At 73.1% G+C, this 20,935-nt stretch carries 19 protein-coding genes; 4 read left to right on the forward strand and 15 right to left on the reverse strand.

Annotated features, from left to right (window positions below):
• The first annotated feature begins 202 nt into the window (after positions 1-202).
• A complete protein-coding gene (locus tag ACIQG9_RS18055; RefSeq protein ID WP_400403512.1) occupies positions 203-1,342 on the forward strand; it encodes a hypothetical protein in 1,140 nt (379 codons plus the stop codon).
• On the opposite strand, the gene ACIQG9_RS18060 is transcribed toward ACIQG9_RS18055, so the two are convergent.
• On the reverse strand, positions 1,330-3,387 hold the full coding sequence (locus ACIQG9_RS18060) for a molybdopterin-dependent oxidoreductase (protein WP_400403515.1): 2,058 nt from the start codon (positions 3,385-3,387) through the stop codon (positions 1,330-1,332). The two genes, ACIQG9_RS18055 and ACIQG9_RS18060, sit on opposite strands and share 13 nt — an antisense overlap.
• A gap of 242 nt (positions 3,388-3,629) precedes the next feature.
• On the opposite strand from ACIQG9_RS18060, the gene ACIQG9_RS18065 reads away from it, so the two are divergent.
• Positions 3,630-3,971: an RNA polymerase-binding protein RbpA gene (locus tag ACIQG9_RS18065; RefSeq protein ID WP_007070998.1), complete on the forward strand. Its 342-nt coding sequence runs from the start codon at positions 3,630-3,632 to the stop codon at positions 3,969-3,971.
• 81 nt (positions 3,972-4,052) lie between these two features.
• Here ACIQG9_RS18065 and ACIQG9_RS18070 read toward each other — a convergent pair whose 3' ends face one another.
• The 9 genes from ACIQG9_RS18070 to ACIQG9_RS18110 all read right to left on the reverse strand — a co-directional run bounded on the left by ACIQG9_RS18070 (position 4,053) and on the right by ACIQG9_RS18110 (position 14,274).
• Positions 4,053-4,586 (reverse strand): FxsA family protein, encoded by a 534-nt coding sequence (locus tag ACIQG9_RS18070; protein WP_400403518.1) that lies wholly within the window; start codon positions 4,584-4,586, stop codon positions 4,053-4,055.
• A 93-nt stretch (positions 4,587-4,679) separates the two neighbouring features.
• Positions 4,680-5,453 (reverse strand): polyprenol monophosphomannose synthase, encoded by a 774-nt coding sequence (locus tag ACIQG9_RS18075; RefSeq protein ID WP_400403521.1) that lies wholly within the window; start codon positions 5,451-5,453, stop codon positions 4,680-4,682.
• A 30-nt stretch (positions 5,454-5,483) separates the two neighbouring features.
• The gene (gene lnt, locus ACIQG9_RS18080; protein WP_400403523.1) at positions 5,484-7,085 is read right to left on the reverse strand and encodes an apolipoprotein N-acyltransferase; all 1,602 of its coding nucleotides are present in this window, start codon (positions 7,083-7,085) and stop codon (positions 5,484-5,486) included.
• 482 nt (positions 7,086-7,567) lie between these two features.
• On the reverse strand, positions 7,568-8,893 hold the full coding sequence (locus ACIQG9_RS18085) for a glutamate mutase L (protein WP_400403526.1): 1,326 nt from the start codon (positions 8,891-8,893) through the stop codon (positions 7,568-7,570).
• A complete protein-coding gene (locus ACIQG9_RS18090; protein ID WP_400403529.1) occupies positions 8,890-9,282 on the reverse strand; it encodes a hotdog domain-containing protein in 393 nt (130 codons plus the stop codon). The genes ACIQG9_RS18085 and ACIQG9_RS18090 overlap by 4 nt, the downstream gene beginning before the upstream one ends.
• The gene (locus ACIQG9_RS18095) at positions 9,279-10,031 is read right to left on the reverse strand and encodes an OAM dimerization domain-containing protein (protein ID WP_400403532.1); all 753 of its coding nucleotides are present in this window, start codon (positions 10,029-10,031) and stop codon (positions 9,279-9,281) included. The genes ACIQG9_RS18090 and ACIQG9_RS18095 overlap by 4 nt, the downstream gene beginning before the upstream one ends.
• Positions 10,028-11,587, reverse strand: coding sequence for a lysine 5,6-aminomutase subunit alpha (locus ACIQG9_RS18100; RefSeq protein WP_400403533.1), 1,560 nt, complete (start codon positions 11,585-11,587; stop codon positions 10,028-10,030). Before ACIQG9_RS18100 ends, ACIQG9_RS18095 begins: the two co-directional genes overlap by 4 nt.
• A 66-nt stretch (positions 11,588-11,653) precedes the next feature.
• Complete coding sequence (locus tag ACIQG9_RS18105) at positions 11,654-13,219, reverse strand: amidohydrolase (RefSeq protein ID WP_400403535.1); 1,566 nt, start codon at positions 13,217-13,219, stop codon at positions 11,654-11,656.
• A gap of 5 nt (positions 13,220-13,224) precedes the next feature.
• Positions 13,225-14,274, reverse strand: a complete 1,050-nt coding sequence (locus tag ACIQG9_RS18110; protein ID WP_400403818.1) for a zinc-binding alcohol dehydrogenase — start codon at positions 14,272-14,274, stop codon at positions 13,225-13,227.
• Positions 14,275-14,430: 156 nt separating this feature from the next.
• Between ACIQG9_RS18110 and ACIQG9_RS18115 the strand changes: the two genes are divergently transcribed.
• The gene (locus ACIQG9_RS18115; protein WP_400403538.1) at positions 14,431-15,837 is read left to right on the forward strand and encodes a KamA family radical SAM protein; all 1,407 of its coding nucleotides are present in this window, start codon (positions 14,431-14,433) and stop codon (positions 15,835-15,837) included.
• Between the two features lie 100 nt (positions 15,838-15,937).
• On the opposite strand, the gene ACIQG9_RS18120 is transcribed toward ACIQG9_RS18115, so the two are convergent.
• Positions 15,938-16,129: a CsbD family protein gene (locus ACIQG9_RS18120; protein ID WP_400403541.1), complete on the reverse strand. Its 192-nt coding sequence runs from the start codon at positions 16,127-16,129 to the stop codon at positions 15,938-15,940.
• A 166-nt stretch (positions 16,130-16,295) separates the two neighbouring features.
• On the opposite strand from ACIQG9_RS18120, the gene ACIQG9_RS18125 reads away from it, so the two are divergent.
• Positions 16,296-16,862, forward strand: coding sequence for a histidine phosphatase family protein (locus ACIQG9_RS18125; protein WP_400403544.1), 567 nt, complete (start codon positions 16,296-16,298; stop codon positions 16,860-16,862).
• 136 nt (positions 16,863-16,998) lie between these two features.
• On the opposite strand, the gene ACIQG9_RS18130 is transcribed toward ACIQG9_RS18125, so the two are convergent.
• From ACIQG9_RS18130 to ACIQG9_RS18145, 4 genes are all read right to left on the reverse strand, one after another.
• Positions 16,999-17,493 (reverse strand): Lrp/AsnC family transcriptional regulator, encoded by a 495-nt coding sequence (locus ACIQG9_RS18130; protein ID WP_400403547.1) that lies wholly within the window; start codon positions 17,491-17,493, stop codon positions 16,999-17,001.
• Between the two features lie 131 nt (positions 17,494-17,624).
• Positions 17,625-18,767, reverse strand: a complete 1,143-nt coding sequence (locus tag ACIQG9_RS18135; RefSeq protein WP_400403550.1) for an acyl-CoA dehydrogenase family protein — start codon at positions 18,765-18,767, stop codon at positions 17,625-17,627.
• The gene (locus ACIQG9_RS18140) at positions 18,764-19,879 is read right to left on the reverse strand and encodes a M24 family metallopeptidase (protein ID WP_400403554.1); all 1,116 of its coding nucleotides are present in this window, start codon (positions 19,877-19,879) and stop codon (positions 18,764-18,766) included. The genes ACIQG9_RS18135 and ACIQG9_RS18140 overlap by 4 nt, the downstream gene beginning before the upstream one ends.
• Before the next feature lie 115 nt (positions 19,880-19,994).
• Positions 19,995-20,888, reverse strand: a complete 894-nt coding sequence (locus ACIQG9_RS18145; protein ID WP_400403559.1) for a winged helix-turn-helix transcriptional regulator — start codon at positions 20,886-20,888, stop codon at positions 19,995-19,997.
• Positions 20,889-20,935: the final 47 nt, after the last annotated feature.

Here is a 20,935-nt window from a genome sequence, read left to right on the forward strand (position 1 = left end):
GGTGGCCGTCACCCGTGGAGCGGTATGCCACCGTGGCATATTTATGCCACGGTGGCATACCGGTGGCGGGCGTGATGTCCACCGGCAGGGGACGTTCGGGTGGAATCTTCGTTTCGTCTTCGTCGGCCGGCGGCGTGGTGGTGGCGGCCCGGCCGACCGACCCGGCGTACGGTCCTGGACAGCGCACTAGACTTCCGCCTCGATGGACGTCCAGCCCGCCCCCGCCGACACCCGACCCTGCGCGCACTGTGGACGGGACGTGCCGCAGCGCGCCGGCGCGGGCCGCCCGTTTCGCTACTGCCGGGACAACGACGGCGCCTGCCAGCGGGCGTCACGTAACTCGCGGATGCGTCACCGCAACGCCCCCGGCCTGCCCGGTCAGGTGGCCCGCACCTGGGAGGCCGTCGACCGGCTGGACCAGATCGTGGACACGCTGACCGAGGCGCTGCACGCCGAACTGTCCCCGGTCGGGGTGGAACGGCAGCTCGCGCAGGTCCGCGCCGACGCCGCCGCGCAGGTCGCCCAGGCCCACACCGAACGCGACGAGGCCCGCGAGTCCGCCGAGACGGCTGCCGCCGAGTCCACCCGCGCCCGGCAGGACACCCGGGCCGCGACCGCCGGGCGGGAGGCCGCGGAGGCCCTGGCCGGGCGGGCCGACGCGCGCGCCGCCGCCGCCGAGGAGCAGGCCACCCGGGCCGGGGCCGAGGCCGACACGGCCCGCCGGGCCGCCACCGCCGCCGAGGCCCTGCGGGTGCAGGCCGAACGTGACCGCGACGCCGCCCGCCACGAGCTGCGTACCCTGCGCGCCGAACGCGACGACGCACGGCAGCGCGGCGTCGCGTTGACCGCCGAGCGGGACACCGCCCGCGCCGACGCCGACCGGTTCCGCGCCGACGCGGTGCGGGCCACCGCCGAGGCCACCGCCGCGCGGGCGGAGACCGAACGGGCGCAGGCCGACGCGGCGGCGGCCCGCACCGCGGCCGACGCCGCCGGCCGGCGGGCCCGGCAGGCCACGACTGACGCCGAGGCGGCCCGCCGCGACGCCGACGCCGCGCGCGCCGACGCCGACGCCGTCCGTGAGGAGGCCGCCGCGTCGACCGCCCGGACGCGGGAGGAGCTGGCCGCCGCCCTGGCCCGGGTGGACGGCCTGACCGCCGCGCTGGCCGAGGCCCGGCAGGCCGGCACCGACGCCGAGGCCCGCCGCGCCGAACTGGCGCTACGGCTACCGGCGGCGCAGGCCGAGCGGGACGCCGCCCAGCGTCGGGCCGGTCAGCTCGCCGACCAGGTCAGCGACCTGGCCGCCGCGCTGGCCCGGCTCAGCGGCGCGGCTCAGGCCGGCTGAGCGGCCGTCACCTCCACCCGGGTGTCGTGGAACGTCGGCCCGCCACCCAGGTCGGTGTCGCGTACCCCGGTGACCGCGTTGACGGTGCTGCCGCCGGGGCTCAGCCGCGCCCAGTACGCCTTGTAGGTGAACGCCAACCCGGGGCGGGTGGCGTCGTCCACGGCGACGGCGGCCAGGAACTCGCCCCGGTCGTTGTGCACCCGCGCCGGGTCGCCGTCGGTCAGACCCCGGGCGGCGGCGTCGTCGGGGTGCAGGTGGATGCGGGGCGGGCCGGTGCGGTCCCGGTGCCACGGCAGCGACGCGAACGTGGAGTTCATGAAGAACCGGCCGGCGGGGGAGATCAACGCCAGGGGGAACCGGCGGGCCAGCGCGGCGTCACCGGCCTCGGCCGGCGGCGTGTAGCCGACCAGCGGGTCGACGCCCTGCGCGGTGAGCTGCGGGTCGTGGAACCGGGCCCGGCCGTCGCGGGTGGGGAAACCACCCTCCGCGTACGGGGCGCAGCCCACCGCCACGCCGGTGGCCCGGGCGTACGTGGTCGCCGCCAGTTGCTCGTAGCTGACCCCACTGCCGTCGAGCAGTTGCCGGGCCAGGTCCTCGTCGCTGTCACGCAGCCGCGGGTGGTCCAGCCCGAGGGCGGCGGCGATCCGGCGGAAGATCTCGGTGTTGGGCAGTGCCGCGCCGGGCGGGATGCTCGCCGGCAGGTTCAGCGTGGCGTAGTGGTGGCCGTAGGAGGTCTGCAGGTCCAGGTGTTCGGGCTGCATGGTGGCGGGCAGCACCACGTCGGCGAAGTCGCAGGTGTCGGTCCAGCGCTGCTCCAGCACGACGGTGAACAGGTCCGCCCGGAGCAGTCCCTGTCGCAGCCGGTTCTGGTCGGGGACGGTGGCGACGGGGTTGGTGTCGAAGACCACCAGCGCGCTGACCGGCGGGTCGGCCTCACCGGTCAGCGCGGCGGCGAGCCGGCTCATGTTGATCGACCGGGCCGGCGGGGCGGGCATGCCGGCCGGCCGGGCGACCCGGTCGGGGTCGATGCGGTGGTGCCCGGAGGTGGTGGCCAGCGCCCCACCGCCCGGATACCGGAAGTCACCGGTCATCAGGGGGATCGCCGCGATCGCCCGGACCGCCTGCCCGGCGCCGGCGTGCCGTTGCAGGCCGAGCCCGATCCGGATGGCGGTGGGGCGGGTGGTGGCGATCCGGGTGCCGAGGCGGCGGACCACGTCGACGTCGAGGCCGCACTCGGCGGCGGCGCGCTCCACCGGCCACTCGTCGAGGCGGGCCTCCAGCCGGTCCCAGCCGGCGGTGTACGCGGCCAACCATTCCCGGTCGGCGCCGCCGAGGTCCCGCACCTGCCGCATCAGCCCGAGCGCGAGCGCCGCGTCGGTGCCGGGCAGCGGCGCCACGTGCTCGTCGCTGCGGGCGGCGGTGTCGGTGCGCAGCGGGTCGACGGTGACCACGTACGCGCCGTCGGCCTGTGCCTGGCGGACGAACGGCCAGTGGTGCAGGTTGGTGGAGAGCAGGTTCGCCCCCCACAGCACGATCAGCTTCGCGTCCACCACCGACTCCGGTTCGAAGCCGACCGACCTGCCGTAGATGGAACCGAGGGCGGCGCGGGAGGCGGCGGTGCAGATGGTGGTACGCAGCCGGGACGCGCCGAGGTGGGCGAAGAGCCGCGGCCCCATCGTCCAGCCCTGCACCAGGCCCATCGTGCCGGCGAAGTAGTACGGCAGGATCGACTCCGGGCCGTGGGCGTCGATGCTCGCGCGCAGCCCGTCGGCGACCCGGGAGACCGCCTCGTCCCAGGTCGCCGGCCGGTACGACACCGGCCCGGCGCCCTTGGGTCCGACCCGCACCAGCGGGGTGGTGAGCCGGTCGGGACCGTTGACCGCGTCGAGGTAGCGGTTGACCTTTCCGCACAGCGCGCCCCGGGTGAACGGGTGTTCCCGGTCGCCGCGCAGCGCCACCGCCCGGCCGTCGGTGACGGTGAGCTGCCAGACGCAGGTGTCCGGGCAGTCCAGGGGGCAGGCGCCGGGGTGCACGGTGGTGGTCATGGGGCGGATGCTATCGCCATGGCCCGGCCCGTCGTCACCGCCGGCGGACCCGGGGCGGCTACCATCGCCGGTGAACACCGAACCACTCCACCGATTCGACCCGGCCGGGGATGACCCCGTCGGGTTCGTCTGGTGGCCGGCTACCCTTGCTGGGGCCCCACCACCCGGCTGGGCGGGAATGCCCCGGCGGTGACCGGCCGTTACACCGGTAGACCAGCACCACGAGCGAGGGGAAGTCGATCATGGGCGAGCGTATGCTGCGCGGAAGCCGTCTGGGCGCGGTCAGCTACGAATCCGACCGCAACACGGAGCTCGCGCCGCGTCAGACCCGCGAGTACCTCTGCGCCAAGGGTCACCAGTTCGAGGTGCCGTTCGCCGTCGACGCCGAGGTCCCCACGACCTGGGAGTGCAAGTTCGACGGCAGCGTCGCCCGGCTCGTCGACGGCACCGAGCCGGAGCAGAAGAAGGCCAAGCCGCCGCGTACCCACTGGGACATGCTGCTGGAGCGTCGCTCCATCGCCGAGCTGGAGGACATCCTGGCCGAGCGGCTGCAGGAGGTCCGCACCCGCCGCGGCCGGGCCTGAGCCGCACCCGCACCGACGACGGCGCCCCCGGGGATGATCCCCGGGGGCGCCGTCGTTCAGCCGTACGGCCCGTCGATCGGGTCAGGGCCGGCGAGGTTCGACGATCTCCCCCTCGATGGCCCGCCCACCGTCGACCACCTGCGGGCTGACCACGTCCTCGGCCGGCGGCGGCCCGGCCGGGGTGGGCTCCCCCCGGCGCACCCGCACCGTACGCGGGCCGAACAGGTCACCGGCGACCATCGACGACACCCGCCGCTCGGCGGCACGCTGCACCCCGGCGCGGACCAGCCGACGCACCGGCGGCACCAGCAGCAGCAACCCCACCACGCCACTGACCAGGCCGGGGATCGCCAGCAACAGGGCACCCACCAACCCCACCAGACCGTCGGTCACCTGCCGTCCCGGCGGCTGCCGGGACTCCACCGAACTGCGGAACCCCCGCCAGGCGCGCATCCCCTCCCGGCGCAGCAGCACCAACCCCAGCAGGGACGCGGCGAACACCAGCAGCACCGCCGAACCGAACCCGACGGCCCGACCCACCCCGACGAAAACCGCCAGCTCCAGCACCACCGCCAGCAGCAGGCCCAGCGGCACGAACCTCAGGTATCGGCGCATCTCACCTCATCCGCGTCGCGCGGCGCCCGGTCGTCGCCGCCGGCCGGACCCGCCCGGGGGCGAAAGGCCCGCCCCTCCAGCATGCCACGGCGCTCACGGCCACCGGTCGTGACCGGGACGCAGCCGACGCGGCCGCCGGTCCCGCAGCCCCCACGTGGTGATCCGCCACAACGCCTCCGCCACGATCAGCGGGCTCATCTTGCTGGCGCCGCGTTCCCGCTCGGCGAACGTGATCGGCACCTCCACGATCCGTGCCCCCGCCCGGTGCGCCAGCCGGGACAGCTCCACCTGGAACGAGTACCCCTGGGAGCACACCGACTCCAACTCCATCGCCCGCAACGCCGACAACCGGTAGACCCGGAAACCACCGGTGGCGTCCGAGACCGGCATCCCCAACGCCATCCGCGCGTACAGGTTGCCGCACCGCGACAGCAGCAGCCGCCGCAGCGGCCAGTTCACCACCCGCGCCCCGCTGGTCCACCGCGACCCGATCACCACATCCGCGTCACGGGCCGCCGCCAGCAGCCTCGGCAGGTCCTCCGGGGCGTGCGAACCGTCGGCGTCCATCTCCACCACCGCGTCGTAGCCGCGCTGCCGCGCCCACCCGAAACCGGCCAGGTACGCCGCCCCCAGGCCCTCCTTGCCCCGCCGGTGCAGCACGTGCACGTGGGAGTCGGTGGCCGACATCGCCTCGGCGAGCGCACCCGTGCCGTCGGGACTGTTGTCGTCGACGACCAGCACGTCCACGGCGGGGGTGGCCCGGCGGACCCGGGCCACGATGTCGGTGACGTTGTCGGCCTCGTTGTAGGTGGGAATCACCACCAGCACCCGTCCCACACCGGGATGTCCCACCACTGCCTCGCCCACCGTCTCCCCCGCCTCTCCGGGTGCCGCGGCTCACCTGCCGACGGCGGCCCGCCGTCGGTGCCGGCGCAGCCCCGCCGCCCCGGCCAGGACGGCCACCGCCAGCCCCGCCAGGGCCACCTCCGGCCACACCCCGGCCCGGGTGGCCGGAGTGCCACCGTCGGCCAGGGTCAACTGTCGCACCACCACCGCACGGGTGTTGAACCCGGTGGCGTCGCTTACCCGCCCATCGGGGGAAACGAACCCGGACACCCCGACCGTGGAGGCCATCAACGCGGCACGGCCGTGCTCCACCGCCCGCAGCCGCACCATGGCCAACTGCTGGCGGGCCTCGGCGACGTCGAACGTCGCGTTGTTGGTCTGCACCACCAGCACCTGCGCCCCACCGTCGACGGTGTCGCGCACCAGCCCGTCGTAGGCCACCTCGAAGCAGATCACGTCACCGAGCACCGCCGGACCCGCGTCGACCACCCCGGGGGTGGCACCGGCCACGAAGTCGGCGCGGACCCGGTCGACCTGGGTCGAGACCATCCGGGCCAGCGACCGCAGCGGCACGTACTCGGCGAACGGCACCGGATGCCGCTTGGTGTAGAGCTGCGACAGGTCGGGTCCGGCACCGGGCCGCCACAGGATGCCCGCGTTGCGGACCTCCCCGTCGTCGGGGCCGACGAGCACCGCGCCGACCAGGATCGGCACGCCGATCGCGTCGGCGGCCTCGGAGATCCGCGCCCCGGCGCCGGTGTTGCGCAACGGGTCGATGTCGGAGGAGTTCTCCGGCCACACCACCAGGTCGGGCCGCTGCGCCGTACCGGCGGTGACCTGCCGGGCCAGGTCGAGGGTCGCGTCGACGTGGTTGTCGAGCACCGCCTGCCGTTGCGCGTTGAAGTCCAGACCCAGCCGCGGCACGTTGCCCTGCACGATCGCCACCCGCACCGACCGGCCGTCCCCGGCCGACCCGGTGGGCATCGCCAGCCCCACCGCGCACAGCAGCACCACCGCGGCGGCCACCCCGGCGACCGGCCGCCACGCCCCCTCGACGCCCGGCCAACGCCGCCACAGCCCCGCCACCAGCAGCCCACCGGCCACCGCGACGGCGAAGGTGACCAGCGGGGCGCCCCCCAGCCAGGCCAGCCGCAGCAGCGGAGAGGTGTCCTGGCTGAACGCCAGCCGCCCCCACGGGAACCCGCCGAACGGGGTCCGGTCGCGCAGCGCCTCCTGCCCCACCCACAGCACCCCGGTCACCGCCGGCCACCCCCACCGGTGCCGGTCGACCAGCGGCGACACCCAGGCGGTGGCGGCCCCCAACAACGCCAGGTAGCCGGCCTGCAGCAGCGACAGCAGCACCCACGGCAGGTAGCCGGTGTGCAGGTTCGTCCACTCCAGCAGCGGCGCGAACAACGCCAACCCGGTGAGGAAACCCAACCCCGCGCCGGCCCGCAGCCGCCGCCGGTGCGCCGCCACGGCCAGCCCCGCCACCCCCACCGGGGCGAGCGGCCACAGCCCGTACGGGGGGAACGCCAGCAGCAGCGCCACCCCGGCGGCCACCGCCAGGGGCACCGCCACCCGCAGCGGCACCGCGTCCACCCGCCGCACCACCGGGGTGGTACGGGTCTCATCCCGGTCGAGCGTCGTCACCGGCACCTCACCACGATCACGGGCCGAAGGCTACCCGGCCAGCGCCGATGGATGTCCGCCGCCGGCGGCGACACCCCGCCCCGGCCGGGGCAACAAAATCGGGGCGCGGCCTAAGCCGCGCCCCGATGCTCCCAGGCCCTTCCCGGCCGGTGGGGCGAGAATGAGCGGCGCCGACCTTCGGACCGACCGGACGGTGGACTGGCTGCCCCCGCCTGGCCGTTGTCTACTGGCCGTGCCTTTCACCCTGCCCGTACACCGGTAACCGCGGCCGGTTCGCGCCGCCCCGCCGACCCCCGCCCGCTGGACCTGGCCGCCGCGACGAGTTGCACCAAATGTCGCTCGGCCAGCGGACGAAGGGACGAAGCGAACAACAGCCGCTTCCCGTAGTAGGACTCAAAGACGGTACGGCCTACACCCCCGCCGCTGTCAACCCACCCCCGGCCAGTCGTGTCGTCCACCACGGCGTGTCGCGTCGGCGCGTCTCAATCCGTGCCGAGATGCCGACGCAACAACGCCGCCGCCGCCACCGGATGCTCCCCCGCGAGCAGACCCCCGGCAGCCAGCACGTAATCCACATCCACCACCGGCCGAGCCGCCCGCGGCAACGCCCACCCCCCGGCATGGTCGGCCAGCACCCCCGCCAGCACCTCCACCGCGTCGTCGACGCGAGCGTGACGCAGCACACCACCGGAACCCACCAGCAGCTTCACATCCCGCAGGTCACGCCCGGCCCGCTCCCCCGTCGACGCGCCCCGGGCATGCCGACGCAACGCCACCGTCGCCGCCAGCCCGGCAATCCGCCGGTCCACCGCCCGATCAGCGTCACCGGCGGGCAGAAACCCCGGGTCGGCGGCCCGCGCCGCCGCCGCCGACACCAGCAGATCCGACTCGTCGCCACCCAGCAGCCGCTCCTCGACGGCCGCCCGGACCACACCCGGGGCACTCCACCGCATCCCCAGATCCCCCTCCACGGTGCGGGCCCGCCACAACGTCCCGGCCACCTCCCGACCCGGCCCACTGTCCCGCTCGTCCGGCGTCAGCACCGAGTACACGTCGGTGGTGGCCCCACCCACATCCACCACGGCCAGGTCACCGCCGACCGCGTCGGCGAGAACCTCCACCCCGGTCAACACCGCGTCCGGCGTGGCCGCCCGCACCAGCCGCGCGAACCGGCCGCCCCGCGACAGCCGCTTACCGCCGATGACATGCCGCAGGAACACCTCCCGGATGGCCGCCCGCGCCGACCCCGGCGCGAGCACCCCGATCCGGGGCAGCACATTGTCCGCCACCGACACCGGCACCCCCGCCGCCGCCAACAGGGCATGCAACCCCGCCCGGACATCGACGTTGCCGGCCAACACCACCGGCACCCGCCACCGGGCCCTCGCCAGCCGGGTCGCATTGTGGGTGAGCGTCTCGGCGTCCCCACCATCGGTGCCACCGACCAGCAGCACCACGTCCGGACGGGCCGCCCGCAGCGCCGCCACCTCCGCCGCGCCCAACCGCCCGGCGGCCACGTGCACCACGTTCGCCCCCGCCGACAGACCCACCCGCCGGCCCGCCTGCGCCGTGACGAGCGGCTCGTAACCCACCACCGCCAGCCGCAACCCACCCCCGGCCGACGAACACACATACCACGGCAGGTCCGCCCCGCCGGCCAGGCCGACGGCGGCGTCCAGACCACGCAGCACGTCCGTGCCCACCGTCGTCGGCGCCGACGCCGCCGCCACCAACACCCCACCGTCGAGATCCACCACCGCCGCCTTGGTCCAGGTCGACCCGACGTCGGCGCAGACAGCCAGACTCACGCCGCCGCAGGGACGACCACGGTGCCGGTCGCCGTCACCGCCACGATCGGCTCCGCCAGCACCTCGGCGGCCGACTCACCCCGGTCCGGACGCCCCCGGCACACCACCCGCGCCACGAAATCGACGGTACGGCTCCGGGTACCCACCCGGGTCACCGTCGCCGTCACCTCCAACACGTCACCGGCCTTCATCGGCGCCACGAACTGCACATCCGCGTACGAGGCGAACAACCCCTCGTCACCGTCGGTACGGATACACACCTCCGTGGCCACATCCCCGAACAACCCCAACGCGTACGCCCCGTCGACCAGGTTCCCCGCGTAATGGGCATGCGAGTACGGCACATACCGCCGATGCGTCACCGTCAACCCCAGCCGCGCGTCGCTCATACCTTCACCCTCTTACTCGTGATCAACGCATGGACCAGGTACGACGCCACCTCACCCGGGGTGGTGCCCCGACCGAAGATCCGATCCACACCCAACTCGCCGGTCATCGTCTCGTCGAACCGCGGCCCACCCACGATCAGCAACGGCCGACGCCCCACCGGCATCGCCTCCCGGAACGCCGCCGACATCTCCCGGGTGTTGTGCAGATGCGCGTCCCGCTGCGTCACCACCTGCGACACCAACACCGCGTCGGCCTTCTCCACCCGGGCCGCCTCCACCAACTCCGGCACACTCACCTGCGCACCCAGATTGGTCACCTTCAACTCCCGGTAGTACTCCAGACCCTTCTCCCCGGCGATGCCCTTCACGTTGAGAATCGCGTCGATGCCCACGGTGTGCGCGTCCGTACCGATACACGCCCCCACCACCGACAACTTGCGCCGCAACCGCTGCTTCACCACCGCGTTGACCTCCTTGGCCGACAGCAGCGCGAAATCCCGCTCCACCACCTGCACCTGGGAGAGATCCACCAGATGGTTCACCCGCCCGTACACCACGAAGAAGGTGAACCCGTCACTCATCGGCTTGGCGTGCACCAGCATCGCCGGATCAATGCCCATCCGGTTGGCCAACTGCACCGCCGCACCCTCGGCCCGCTTGTCATGCGGCACCGGCAACGTGAACGACACCTGCACCATCCCGTCACCGGTGGTGTCCCCGTACGGCCGCACGATCGACCCGCCACTCATACCGACTGCTCCAGGATCTCGGTGACCGGGTTGTAGTAGTCCCCGGCGTGCGCCGCCACCCCGGCCAGACCCTTACCCCGGTCCGCCGGCCGCTTCATGATCCCGAACGTGCCCTCGGCGATCGCCGTCAACAACGACTGGTCCCCGATCCGCTCCAACAGATCCACCGCCGCACCCAACACCAGGTTGGCCCGCTGCTGGATGAACCCACCCGGCGCCGGCACGAAATCCTCATGCAACCCACCGGCCGCACCCAACACGTACCGCACGTTCTGCAAGGCGATGTCCCGATCCGACAACCACGGCGTCACCACCGCCTCCGTCATCATCCCCACCAGCAGGATCCCCTGCCCGGTCATCGTCCCCACCAGATTGAAGAACCCGTCCAGCAGATTGCCCCGGAACACGTCCCCGGTCATGTGCTTCGTCGGCGGCATCCACTTCAACGGCGCATCCGGAAACAACTCCCGCGCCAGCAACGCGTGCGCCAACTCCAACCGGAACGACTCCGGCACCTCCGGGTTGATCTCGAACGCGTGCCCCAACCCCAACTGCCAGTCCGCCAACCCCGCCTCGTGCGCGAAGAACTCGTTGAGCAACTGCGACACCGTCACCGTGTGCGCCTCGTCCACCGCGTCCGCAGTGGTCAGGTAGTTGTCCTCACCGGTGTTGATGATGATCCCCGCCCGCGCGTGCACCTGCCGGGAAAACCGCTGGTCCACGAACGTACGGATCGGATTGATGTCCCGGAACAGAATCCCGTACATCGAGTCGTTGAGCATCATGTCCAGCCGCTCCAGGCCGGCCAGCGTCGCCATCTCCGGCATACACAACCCCGACGCGTAGTTCGTCAGCCGCACATACCGACCCAACTCCCGCGACGTCACATCCAACGCCGCCCGCATCAACCGGAAATTCTCCTGCGTCGCATACGTGCCCGCGAACCCCTCCCGGGTCGCCCCCTCCGGCACATAGTCCAACAACGACTGCCCCGTCGACCGGATCACCGCGATCACATCCGCGCCCGCCCGAGCCGCCGCCTGCGCCTGCGGAATGTCCTCGTAGATGTCCCCGGTCGCCACGATCAGATAAATCCACGGCCGCCGCACCGGATCCCCGTACCGCCGCACCAGACGATCCCGCTCCGCCCGCCGCCGATCGATCGCACGCACCCCGACCCCGACCGCCCGCCGCGCCGCCCGCCGCGCCGCCGTGGCCGCCCGACCCGACGGCACCCCGAACCGCACCGACCCGGCCGCCGCCTGCTGCGCCAACAACGTCACATCGGTGATCTGCTCCCGAGCCAGGGCGTCGAACACCGGCACCGCCACCCCGTGCCCCAACCCCACGTCGGCGACCACCGCATCCACCAACCGGTTCACCCACGGAATACCATCCGGATCCGCGCCGGCCACCCCGGCCAACCGCAGCACCGCCCGCTCCACCGACACCGTGGTATGACTCCGCGCCAGATCCACCACCGGCTGCCCGGCCCGACGCGCCAACTCCCGCGCCCGACCCACCAACACCGGATCCAGGTCAAGCTTGCCCGTCACGCCATCACCCCGCATCGCTCGGCGACAGCACAACCCGCGCCCCTGCCACACCGACGGTTCGCTCGCTCACGCAGACCCTTCCTCATAGATCACCTCACCGCGCAGCACCGTACGCCGACACACCGGCAACGGCGTCGGATCGTCCACACCCCGCAACTCCGGATCATCGGCCTGCACCACCGGCAGCCCCCGATCCACCCCCGCCGGCGTCGACCACACCGCGAACGTCGCCGGCGCCCCCAACGCCAGCACCCCCTCGCTGTCCAGATGCACCGCCCGCCAACCACCCCGGCTGTGCGCGGCGAACGCCGCCCGCACACTCATCCGCTGCTTCGGGTTGTGATGCGCCGCCGCCGCCCGCACCGCACCCCACGGATCCAACGGCGTCACCGGCGAATCCGACCCGAACGCCAACGCCACCCCCACCGAGTGCATCGCCCCCATCGGATTCGACTCCCACGACCGGTCCAACCCCAGCCGCGACTCGTACATCCGACCCGCGCCACCCCACAACCGGTCGAACGCCGGCTGCATACTCGCCACGATCCCGTACTCCACGAACCCGGCGATCAACCGCTTGCTCATGATCTCCGCATGCTCGACCCGATGCCGGGCCGCCCGCACCCGATCCGTACCCAACCTCGCCGCCGCCGCCGCGAACCCCGCCAACACCGTGCCGATCGCCGCGTCCCCGATCGCGTGAAACCCACCCTGCATGCCGTGGGCCGCGCAGTCCAACAGATGATCACGCACCTGATCAGCCGTCAGATAGCCATGCCCACAACCCTCCGCATCCAGGTACGCCGCCGACACGTGCGCCGTCCGCGACCCCAACGCCCCATCGGCGAACAGATCACCACCCGCACCCACCGCACCCAACTCCCGGGCCCGCGCCGCACCCGACAACTCACCCCAGTAGCCGTACACCTCCGGCAAACCCACCCCGGACAACGCCAGCAGACCCGTGAAGTCCTCCTCGTCGGAGATCTCCGGACCACCACACTCGTGCACCGCCGCGATCCCCAACGACGCCGCGTGCGCGAGCGCCACCCGCTGCGCCGCCACCCGCTGCGCCCGACCCACCGACCCCTGCGCCGCCGCCCGCACCACATGGTGCGCGTCCCGCCGCAACCATCCCGACGCGTCGTACCCCGCCGCGTCGACCACCTCCGGACACGCCGCCAACAACGCCCGCGACACCAACGCCGAATGGATCGACGCCTGCGACAGATACACCCGCCGCCCACCCGCCGCCCGATCCAGCTCACCGGCGTCCGGCAACCGCCGGTCAGCCCAGTACGACTCGTCCCAGCCGTGCCCCAGCACCACCCCGTCACCCGGCAGACCCGCCGCGAACGCCGACACCGCGTCCAGCAACTCCCCCGCCGACCGCACCGACGACAGCGCCAGCCCCGACAACACCAACCCGGTGTCCGAGGCGTGCACGTGCGCGTCCACGAACGCCGGCGTCACCAAACCACCGCCCAGCTCCACCACCCGGTCCGCGGCCGGCGCATCCGCGTCGACACCCAACCAGGCGATCCGACCGTCACGCACCAGCAGCGCCGTCGCGCTCGGCTCCGCCGGACAGTGCAGCACTCCGCCGCGGTACAACGTCGAGGGGTTCGTCATGGCACTCAGTCTGCCGCCAACCGGGACTCGAAGAGACCACGGACCCCGGGCTCCGACCGCAGCAGATCCAACGCCAGCTCCGCATGCCCCGGCACGTACCCGTTGCCCACCAGCATCGTCACGTCCGCCGCCAGACCCTCCGCACCCAACGCCGCCGCCGCGAAACTCGTCGCCATCGAGAAGAAGATCACCGTACCGCCGTCCGCGGTGGCCAACACCGCCCCGTGCTCACAGCCCGGCACGTCCACGCAGACCACCGTCACGTCCGCCGGCGCACCCAACGCCGTGGTCACCGCCGTCGACAGCGCCACCGGATCCCGGGCATCGGCCAACGCCACCACCGACGCCAGACCGGCCGCCTCCAGCGCGTCACGCTCCACCGCCACCGGCACCACCCCGACGGTACGACCGGCGCCCGCCCGCCGCGCCGCCGCCAGGGACAACGACCCGCTCTTGCCCGCCCCGCCGATCACCGCCACACTCACCGGCCGCGAATCCTGCTCCCAGCCCCGCCGCCGCACCTGCTCCTGGACCACCCGCGCGGTCAACGCCGGCGCCCCGCACACGTCCAGCACCGCCAGGGACAACTCCGGGTGCAGATCCGCCGGCAGCACCGCCGCGATGGACCGGGCGAACAGGATCGCGTACCCGTCGCAGGGCACCTGCTCGCTGCGCCCGTCCCAGCGGGCCAACCCGTCGAGGACGGTCAACGGGGTCAGCGTCAACGACACCAGCGTCGCCACCCGGTCACCGACCCGCAACCCCAGCGGCGACCGGCGGCCGGACTCCTCGACGGTGCCGATCAACATGCCACCCGAACCGGTCACCGGGTTCTGCATCTTGCCCCGACTGGCGATGATCTCCAGCACCTCGGCGCGGACCTTCTCCCCGTCACCGCCGTGCTTCTCCGACAACTGCCGGAAGCTCGCCGCGTCGAGATTCAGCCGTTCCACCCGGATGCGCACCTCGTTGGCGGCGATGCGCGGGTCGGCGTCCAGCCGCCAGGCCGCCTGCGGCAGCACCCCCGCCGGTTCCACGACACGGTGCAGACCCACCGGTGACGTCACGCCGACCTCCCCTTCTCCACCGCCCGAAGCCCCGACCAGGACTCGCGTCGCGGGAAAACTTACGGCAGACTAATTTCTTCACCGGATATTTTCCAGTAGCCTTCGGGCTCTCTGATCATCCGCACCACGCAACGAGGAGGGGCCGTGACCCAGACCCAACCGGTTGAGACCATCCCTGGGCCCCGCCCCGCCCCGGTCGCCGTACCGACCGCCGGGCAGCCCTACGAGTACCGCCGCAACCCCCTGGTCGAACCCGACTGGACCCGCTTCCCCGGCTGGTGCCACATCACCCGCGAACAGTGGGAGAGCGCCCAGTGGCAGCGCGTCAACTGCGTCAAGAACATCAAACAGCTACGCACCGTCCTCGGCGACACCGTCGACGAGACCTTCTACGCCGACCTGGAAGCCGACCAGCAGGCCCTGGCCACCATGTCCATGCTGGTGCCGCCGCAAATGATCAACACGATGGTCCCGTTCGCGCCGATGACCACCGAGGCGTTCCTCGCCGACCCGATCCGGCGCTACATGATCCCCGTCGCCTCCGACCGGCGCACCGACTGGCCGTCGCACCCCTACGCCAGCCGCGACTCCCTCCACGAACACGACATGTGGGTCGCCGAGGGACTCACCCACCGCTACCCCACCAAGGTCCTCGCCGAACTGCTCTCCACCTGCCCGCAGTACTGCGGGCACTGCACCCGGATGGACCTGGTCGGCAACTCCACCCCCGCCGTCGACAAGCTCAAGCTCACCCTCAAGCCCGTCGACCGCTACGACGCCCACATCAGCTACCTCAAGGCCCACCCCGGCGTCCGCGACGTCGTCGTCTCCGGCGGTGACGTGGCCAACGTCCCGTGGCGCAACCTGGAGTCGTACCTGATGCGACTGCTGGAACTGGAGACCGTCCGCGACATCCGGCTCGCCACCAAGGCGCTGATGGGCCTGCCCCAGCACTGGCTCCAGCCCGACGTCGTCGAGGGCCTGGAGCGGGTCGCCCGCACCGCCGCCCGGCGCGGGGTCAACCTCGCCATCCACACCCACGTCAACCACGCCCAGTCGATCACCCCGCTGGTCGCCAGGGCCGCCCAGACCGCCCTCGACGTCGGCGTCCGCGACGTCCGCAACCAGGGCGTGCTCATGCGCGGCGTCAACGCCACCGCCCCCGACCTGCTCGACCTCTGCTTCGCCCTCCAGGGCGAGGCGGGCATCCTGCCGTACTACTTCTACATGTGCGACATGATCCCCAACGCCGAACACTGGCGGGTCCCGGTCTGGCACGCCCAGCAGCTCCAGCACGACATCATGGGCTACCTGCCCGGCTACGCCACCCCACGGATCGTCTGCGACGTGCCGTTCGTCGGCAAGCGCTGGGTGCACATGCTCACCGAGTACGACCGCGAACGCGGCATCTCCTACTGGACCAAGAACTACCGCACCTCGATCGAGTCGGCCGACCTGGAGGCGCTCAACAAGCGCTACGCCTACTACGACCCGATCGACACCCTGCCCGAGCCCGGCCAGCAGTGGTGGGCCGCGCACCGGGACGACTGACCGACCCGCCGCCTCCGCGACCGACCGGTCTCGGGGCGACGCGCCTGCGACACGAGTGGCCCCCGGGAAATCCCGGGGGCCACTCGCACACGTACGCCGGTCAGCGCATCGCGTCCTTCACGTCGCGGCCGGCGTCCTTCGCGTGCTCACCGGCCTGACGGGCCCGGGCCGAGCTCTGTTCGGTGCTGCCCTCGGCCCGCATCCGCTCGTTGTCGGTGACGTCGCCGATCCGCTCCTTGGCAACGCCGCTCAGCTCCTGGGCCTTGTTCTTCGCCTTGTCGGTGAAGCTCATGTCGCCTCCTGTCGCTGCGGCGGTCCCGGGGCTACCGCCCCGGCCTTCCTCGTGCGTCCCCGGTTCCCAGGTGGCGAAACCCGGGTGTGCGGGGCGGCGCACACCCGGTATGGCGTCCTAGGACACTAGATGTAGGGTGGTGTCCTAGGAGTGGTTGACTGGGCGGGTGAGTGAGATCCTCCTGATCCGGCACGGCGAGACCACCTGGAGCGCCAGCCACCGCCACACCTCGTACACCGACCTGGGGCTGACCCCCGACGGTGAACGCCAGGCCCGGGCGCTGGCCGGGGTACTGGCCGGCCAGCGGTTCGCCACCGTGCTCTCCAGCCCCCGGCTACGGGCGCTGGACACCGCGCAGCTCGCCGGCCTCACCGTCGACGCCACCGACGACGACCTCGCCGAGTGGCACTACGGCGGGTACGAGGGCCGGACCACCGCCGACATCCAGCGAGAACGCCCCACCTGGAACATCTGGACCGACGGCTGCCCCGGCGGGGAGTCCCCCGCCCAGATCGGCGCACGCGTCGACCGGCTGCTCGCCCGGGTCACTCCCCTGCTCGACCGGGGCACCGTCGGGCTGGTCGGGCACGCCCACTGCCTACGGGTGGTCGGCGCCCGGTGGATCGGCCTGCCCCCGGCCGGCGGCGGACTGCTGCGCCTGGACACGGCCACCGTCAGCGTCCTCGGCCACGAACACGGGCGCCGGGTCATCCTGCGCTGGAACGGGAGCTGAACCTGGTCCTCGCCCATCGACATCACCCCTGACACCGGTATGCCGCTGTGGCATAAATATGCCGGAGAGGCATACCGGTGTCAGGGGTGATGTGCCCGGGTACGGGTGACGCAGTGTGCGGATACGGCAGTCGCGCTCAGGCTGACGTCGCGTCCGCGTTGCCCCGGACGCGACGTCCCTGGCCGGGGGCGGCGACCTTCGGCGGCCGGCCCTCGTACGGCGTGGACAGCACCACCGTCGTGCGGGTGGTGACGTTCGCGGCGGTACGGATCTCCTGGAGCACCCGCTCCAGGTCGGCCGGGCTGGCCACCCGCACCAGGAGCAGGTAGAAGTCCTCCCCCGCCACCGAGTAGCACGAGTCGATCTCGGGCAGGTGGGCCAACCGCTCGGGCGCGTCGTCCGGCTGCGACGGGTCGAACGGCCGGATCGCCACGAAGGCGGTCAACGGCAGGTCCAGCGCCTCGAACGACACCCGCGCGGTGTAGCCGCTGATCACCCCGCGCTGCTCCAGCCGGCGGACCCGCTGGTGCACGGCCGAGACCGACAGCCCGACCTTCTCCGCCAGGTCCGTGTACGACAGACGGCCGTCAGCGGTCAACGCGGCGACGATGGCACGGTCGATCTCCTCCACGCGTGCAACCTACCCGGTGGAGCGCTCCCCTGGCGACGACGCCCCGCTCGGCGTGACGCTCGGCGGACCATCCGGTCACGCTCCGCGTCCACGCCGTCGGGCATGTCGCCGGGCCCGGGGAAGGCCACCGGCTAACTCTTCGCGAGCGCCCGGGAGATCACCAGCCGCTGGATCTGGTTGGTGCCCTCGACGATCTGGAGCACCTTCGCCTCCCGCATGTACCGCTCCACCGGGTGGTCGGCGACGTAGCCCGCGCCGCCGAGCACCTGCACCGCGTCGGTGGTCACCCGCATCGCCACGTCGGTGGCGAAGAGCTTCGCCTTGGCCGCCTCGATCGAGTACGGCCGGCCGGCGTCACGCAGCCGGGCGGCGGCCAGCATCAGCGCCCGGGCGGCGGAGATCTGGGTGGCCGCGTCGGCCAGGATGAAGCCGAGGCCCTGGAAGTCGATGATGGCCCGGCCGAACTGCTGCCGTTCGCGGGCGTAGTCGACGGCGTAGTCCAGCGCCGCCTGGGCCAGGCCGACGGCGCAGGCGGCGATGCCGAGCCGCCCCGAGTCCAGGGCGGACATGGCGATGGTGAAGCCCGCCCCCTCCCCGCCGATCAGCCGGTCGGCCGGCACCCGGGCGTCGTCGAAGGCGAGCTGCGCCACCGGGGAGGCCCGCAGCCCCATGGTCCGCTCGGCCGCCTGGGGGGTGATGCCGGGGGTGCCCCGGTCGGCCAACAGGCAGGAGATGCCCTTGGGACCCGGCCCGCCGGTACGGCAGAAGATGTTGTAGAAGTCGGCGACCTGGGCGTGGGTGATCCACGCCTTGACGCCGGTGACCACGTAGTCGTCGCCGTCGCGGACCGCCCTCGTGGTCAGCGACGCGGCGTCGGAGCCGCCCTGCGGCTCGGAGAGGCAGTAGGCCCCGAGCAGGTCACCGCCGACCAGGTCGGGCAGCAGCTTGCGCTGCGCGTCGGTGCCGAACTGGGCCAGCGGGTAGCAGGACAGGGTGTGCACGCTGACCGCCTCGGCCACCGCGAGCCACCGGCTGGCCAGGATCTCCAGCACCTGCAGGTAGACCTCGTACGGCTGGGCGGCGCCGCCGTGCTCCTCGGCGTAGGGCAGGCCGAGCAGGCCGGCCCGGCCGAGGGTGCGCAGCACCTCCCGGGGGAACTCGGCGCGTTCCTCGAAGCCGGCGGCCCTCGGCGCCAGCTCCCGGTCGGCGAGTTCGGTGGCGAGATCCAGCAGGTCGTGGGCCTCGTCGGTGGGGAGGATCCGGTCGACAGTCATAGCGCGATGAGCTCCGTGGGGGTGGTGTTGAGCCGTTGCACGCCGTCCGTCGTGCAGACGACGATGTCCTCGATGCGGGCGCCGTGTCGGCCCGCGAGGTAGATGCCGGGTTCGATGGAGAACGCCATGCCGGCCTCCAGCGGCCGGGTGTTGCCGCAGACCAGGTACGGCTCCTCGTGCCCGTCCAGGCCGATGCCGTGCCCGGTGCGGTGCAGGAACGCCTCCCCGTACCCGGCGGCGGTGATCGGCTCGCGGGCGGCGGCGTCGACCGCCTCGGCGCGCACCCCGGGACGCACGGCGGCGACCGCGGCGAGCTGGGCCGCGTGCAGCACCGCGTAGTAGTCGGTGAACTGCGCCGGTGCCGGGCCGCCGGTGACGTAGGTGCGGGTGGAGTCGGAGCAGTAGCCCGACGGCATGGTGCCGCCGATGTCGACGACCACCGGCTCGCCGGCACCGATCGGCCGGTCGGAGGTGCCGTGGTGGGGGCTGGCGCCGTTCGGGCCGGCGGCGACGATGACGAAGTCGACGGTGGCGTGGCCGGCCGCCCGGATCGCCGCCGCGATGTCGGTGGCTACCTCCGCCTCGGTACGGCCGGGCCGCAGCCAACGGCCCATCTCGGCGTGCACGGCGTCGATCGCCGCGCCCGCCTCCGCGAGGGCCGCCACCTCCGCTGGGGACTTGCGCAGGCGCAGCTCGCGCAGCACCTCGCCGGCGAGTCGCTGGGTGGCGTCGGGCAGCGTCGTCCGCAGCGCGAGGACCTGTTCGGCCCACATCCGGTCGGCCAGGCCGACGGCCGTCACCGGGCCGGGCAGCGCGGCCCGGACCAGCGGGTACGGGTCGCTGCCGTCGACGTGGTCGACCAGGCGTACCCCGGTGGCCGGGGCGGGGGACGCCTCGGCGGCCGGGCGCTCCAGGGCCGGGACGATCAGGGTCGGCTCGCCCTCGGCCGGCACCACCAGGCAGGTCAGGCGCTCGCCGGCGTGCGCGTCGTAGCCGGTGAGGTAGCGCAGGTCGGAGCCGGGGGTGAGCAGCAGCGCGTCCAGGCCGGCGGCGGCGGTGGCGCGCTGGGCGGCGGCAAGCCGTTGCGGCGGGTACAGCTCGTCGGTTCCCACACCGTCAGCTTAACGGTCGTTTGGGCCAACACCTACTCCGGTCGACCGCCGCCGGGACCGCCCACCGGTCACGGTGCGCCGCAGCAGCCGGAACCCGACCCTGGCCCGCGACCGGCTATCCGTGGACGCCGGCAGCGGTGCGGGCGCGGACCAGGGCGAGCATCTCGTCGACCGACCCCGCCGGGTCGGTCACCGGGAACTGCACGGCACGCACCACGGCGGTCGGGTCGACCAGCAGGGTCAACCGTTTGAACCGGTCCACCCCGCCGGCCCGGAAGGTCGGCAGGAGCAGCCCTGCGGCGAGCCGGCCGTCCTGGTCGGACAGGAGCGGGTACGGCAGCCGGGCGTACCCGGCGAAGGCCGCCAGCTGGTCGGGGCGCTGGGTGCTGATCCCGCGTACGTCGGCGCCGGCCGCCCGGAACCGCTCGTGCCGCTCGGCGTACGCGCGTGACTCCAGGGTGCACCCCACCGCGCCCGGAATCTCGCCCCAGCCCGGCGGGAGGCCCTGACCGTCGGGGGTGAAGGCGCCGGGGAAGAGGTAGAGCACCCGCCAGCGTCCGGCCCCGGCGACGGACTCCTCGACGCCGTCGTGGCGGCACAGGGTGCTCTCCGGCAGCCGCCGGCCGACCAGGTGGTGCACCCGGCGGGCCTCGGCGGAGCCGGCGTCGGCGGTGGCGGTCAGGTCGCCGTCGCCCATCACGTGCCGGGTGCCCCAGTCCTGCAACGCCACCAGGACCGGCAACAGGCCCTCCCCCTTGGCGGTGAGCAGGTAGTCGTAGCGCGGCGGGTGCTGCGAGTACGGCTGGCGGCGCAGCACCCCGTGCGCGACCAGCGCGGTCAGCCGTTCGGTGAGGGCGCGGCGGCTGACGCCGAGTTCGCGTTGCAGGGCGTCGAAGCGGGTGGTGCCGCCGGCGACGTCCCGGACGATCAGGAACGTCCACCAGTCGCCGAGCACGCCGAGGGCCTGGGCGATGCCGCAGTCGGCGTCGGCGAGATCCACACGCCGCACGGGCACCTCCCATCGCCTTTGGACACCTCGACTATAGTCCGTTTCAG

This window comes from Micromonospora sp. NPDC092111, assembly GCF_044755745.1.
GTDB lineage: Bacteria > Actinomycetota > Actinomycetes > Mycobacteriales > Micromonosporaceae > Micromonospora.

Coding starts and splice junctions, on each gene's coding strand:
- ACIQG9_RS18065 (WP_007070998.1), top strand. CDS start 3,630: ATGGGCGAGCGTATGCTGCGCGGAAGCCGTCTGGGCGCGGTCAGCTAC.
- ACIQG9_RS18070 (WP_400403518.1), bottom strand. CDS start 4,586: ATGCGCCGATACCTGAGGTTCGTGCCGCTGGGCCTGCTGCTGGCGGTG.
- ACIQG9_RS18105 (WP_400403535.1), bottom strand. CDS start 13,219: ATGACGAACCCCTCGACGTTGTACCGCGGCGGAGTGCTGCACTGTCCG.
- ACIQG9_RS18090 (WP_400403529.1), bottom strand. CDS start 9,282: ATGAGCGACGCGCGGCTGGGGTTGACGGTGACGCATCGGCGGTATGTG.
- ACIQG9_RS18135 (WP_400403550.1), bottom strand. CDS start 18,767: ATGACTGTCGACCGGATCCTCCCCACCGACGAGGCCCACGACCTGCTG.
- ACIQG9_RS18060 (WP_400403515.1), bottom strand. CDS start 3,387: ATGACCACCACCGTGCACCCCGGCGCCTGCCCCCTGGACTGCCCGGAC.
- ACIQG9_RS18120 (WP_400403541.1), bottom strand. CDS start 16,129: ATGAGCTTCACCGACAAGGCGAAGAACAAGGCCCAGGAGCTGAGCGGC.
- ACIQG9_RS18095 (WP_400403532.1), bottom strand. CDS start 10,031: ATGAGTGGCGGGTCGATCGTGCGGCCGTACGGGGACACCACCGGTGAC.
- ACIQG9_RS18055 (WP_400403512.1), top strand. CDS start 203: ATGGACGTCCAGCCCGCCCCCGCCGACACCCGACCCTGCGCGCACTGT.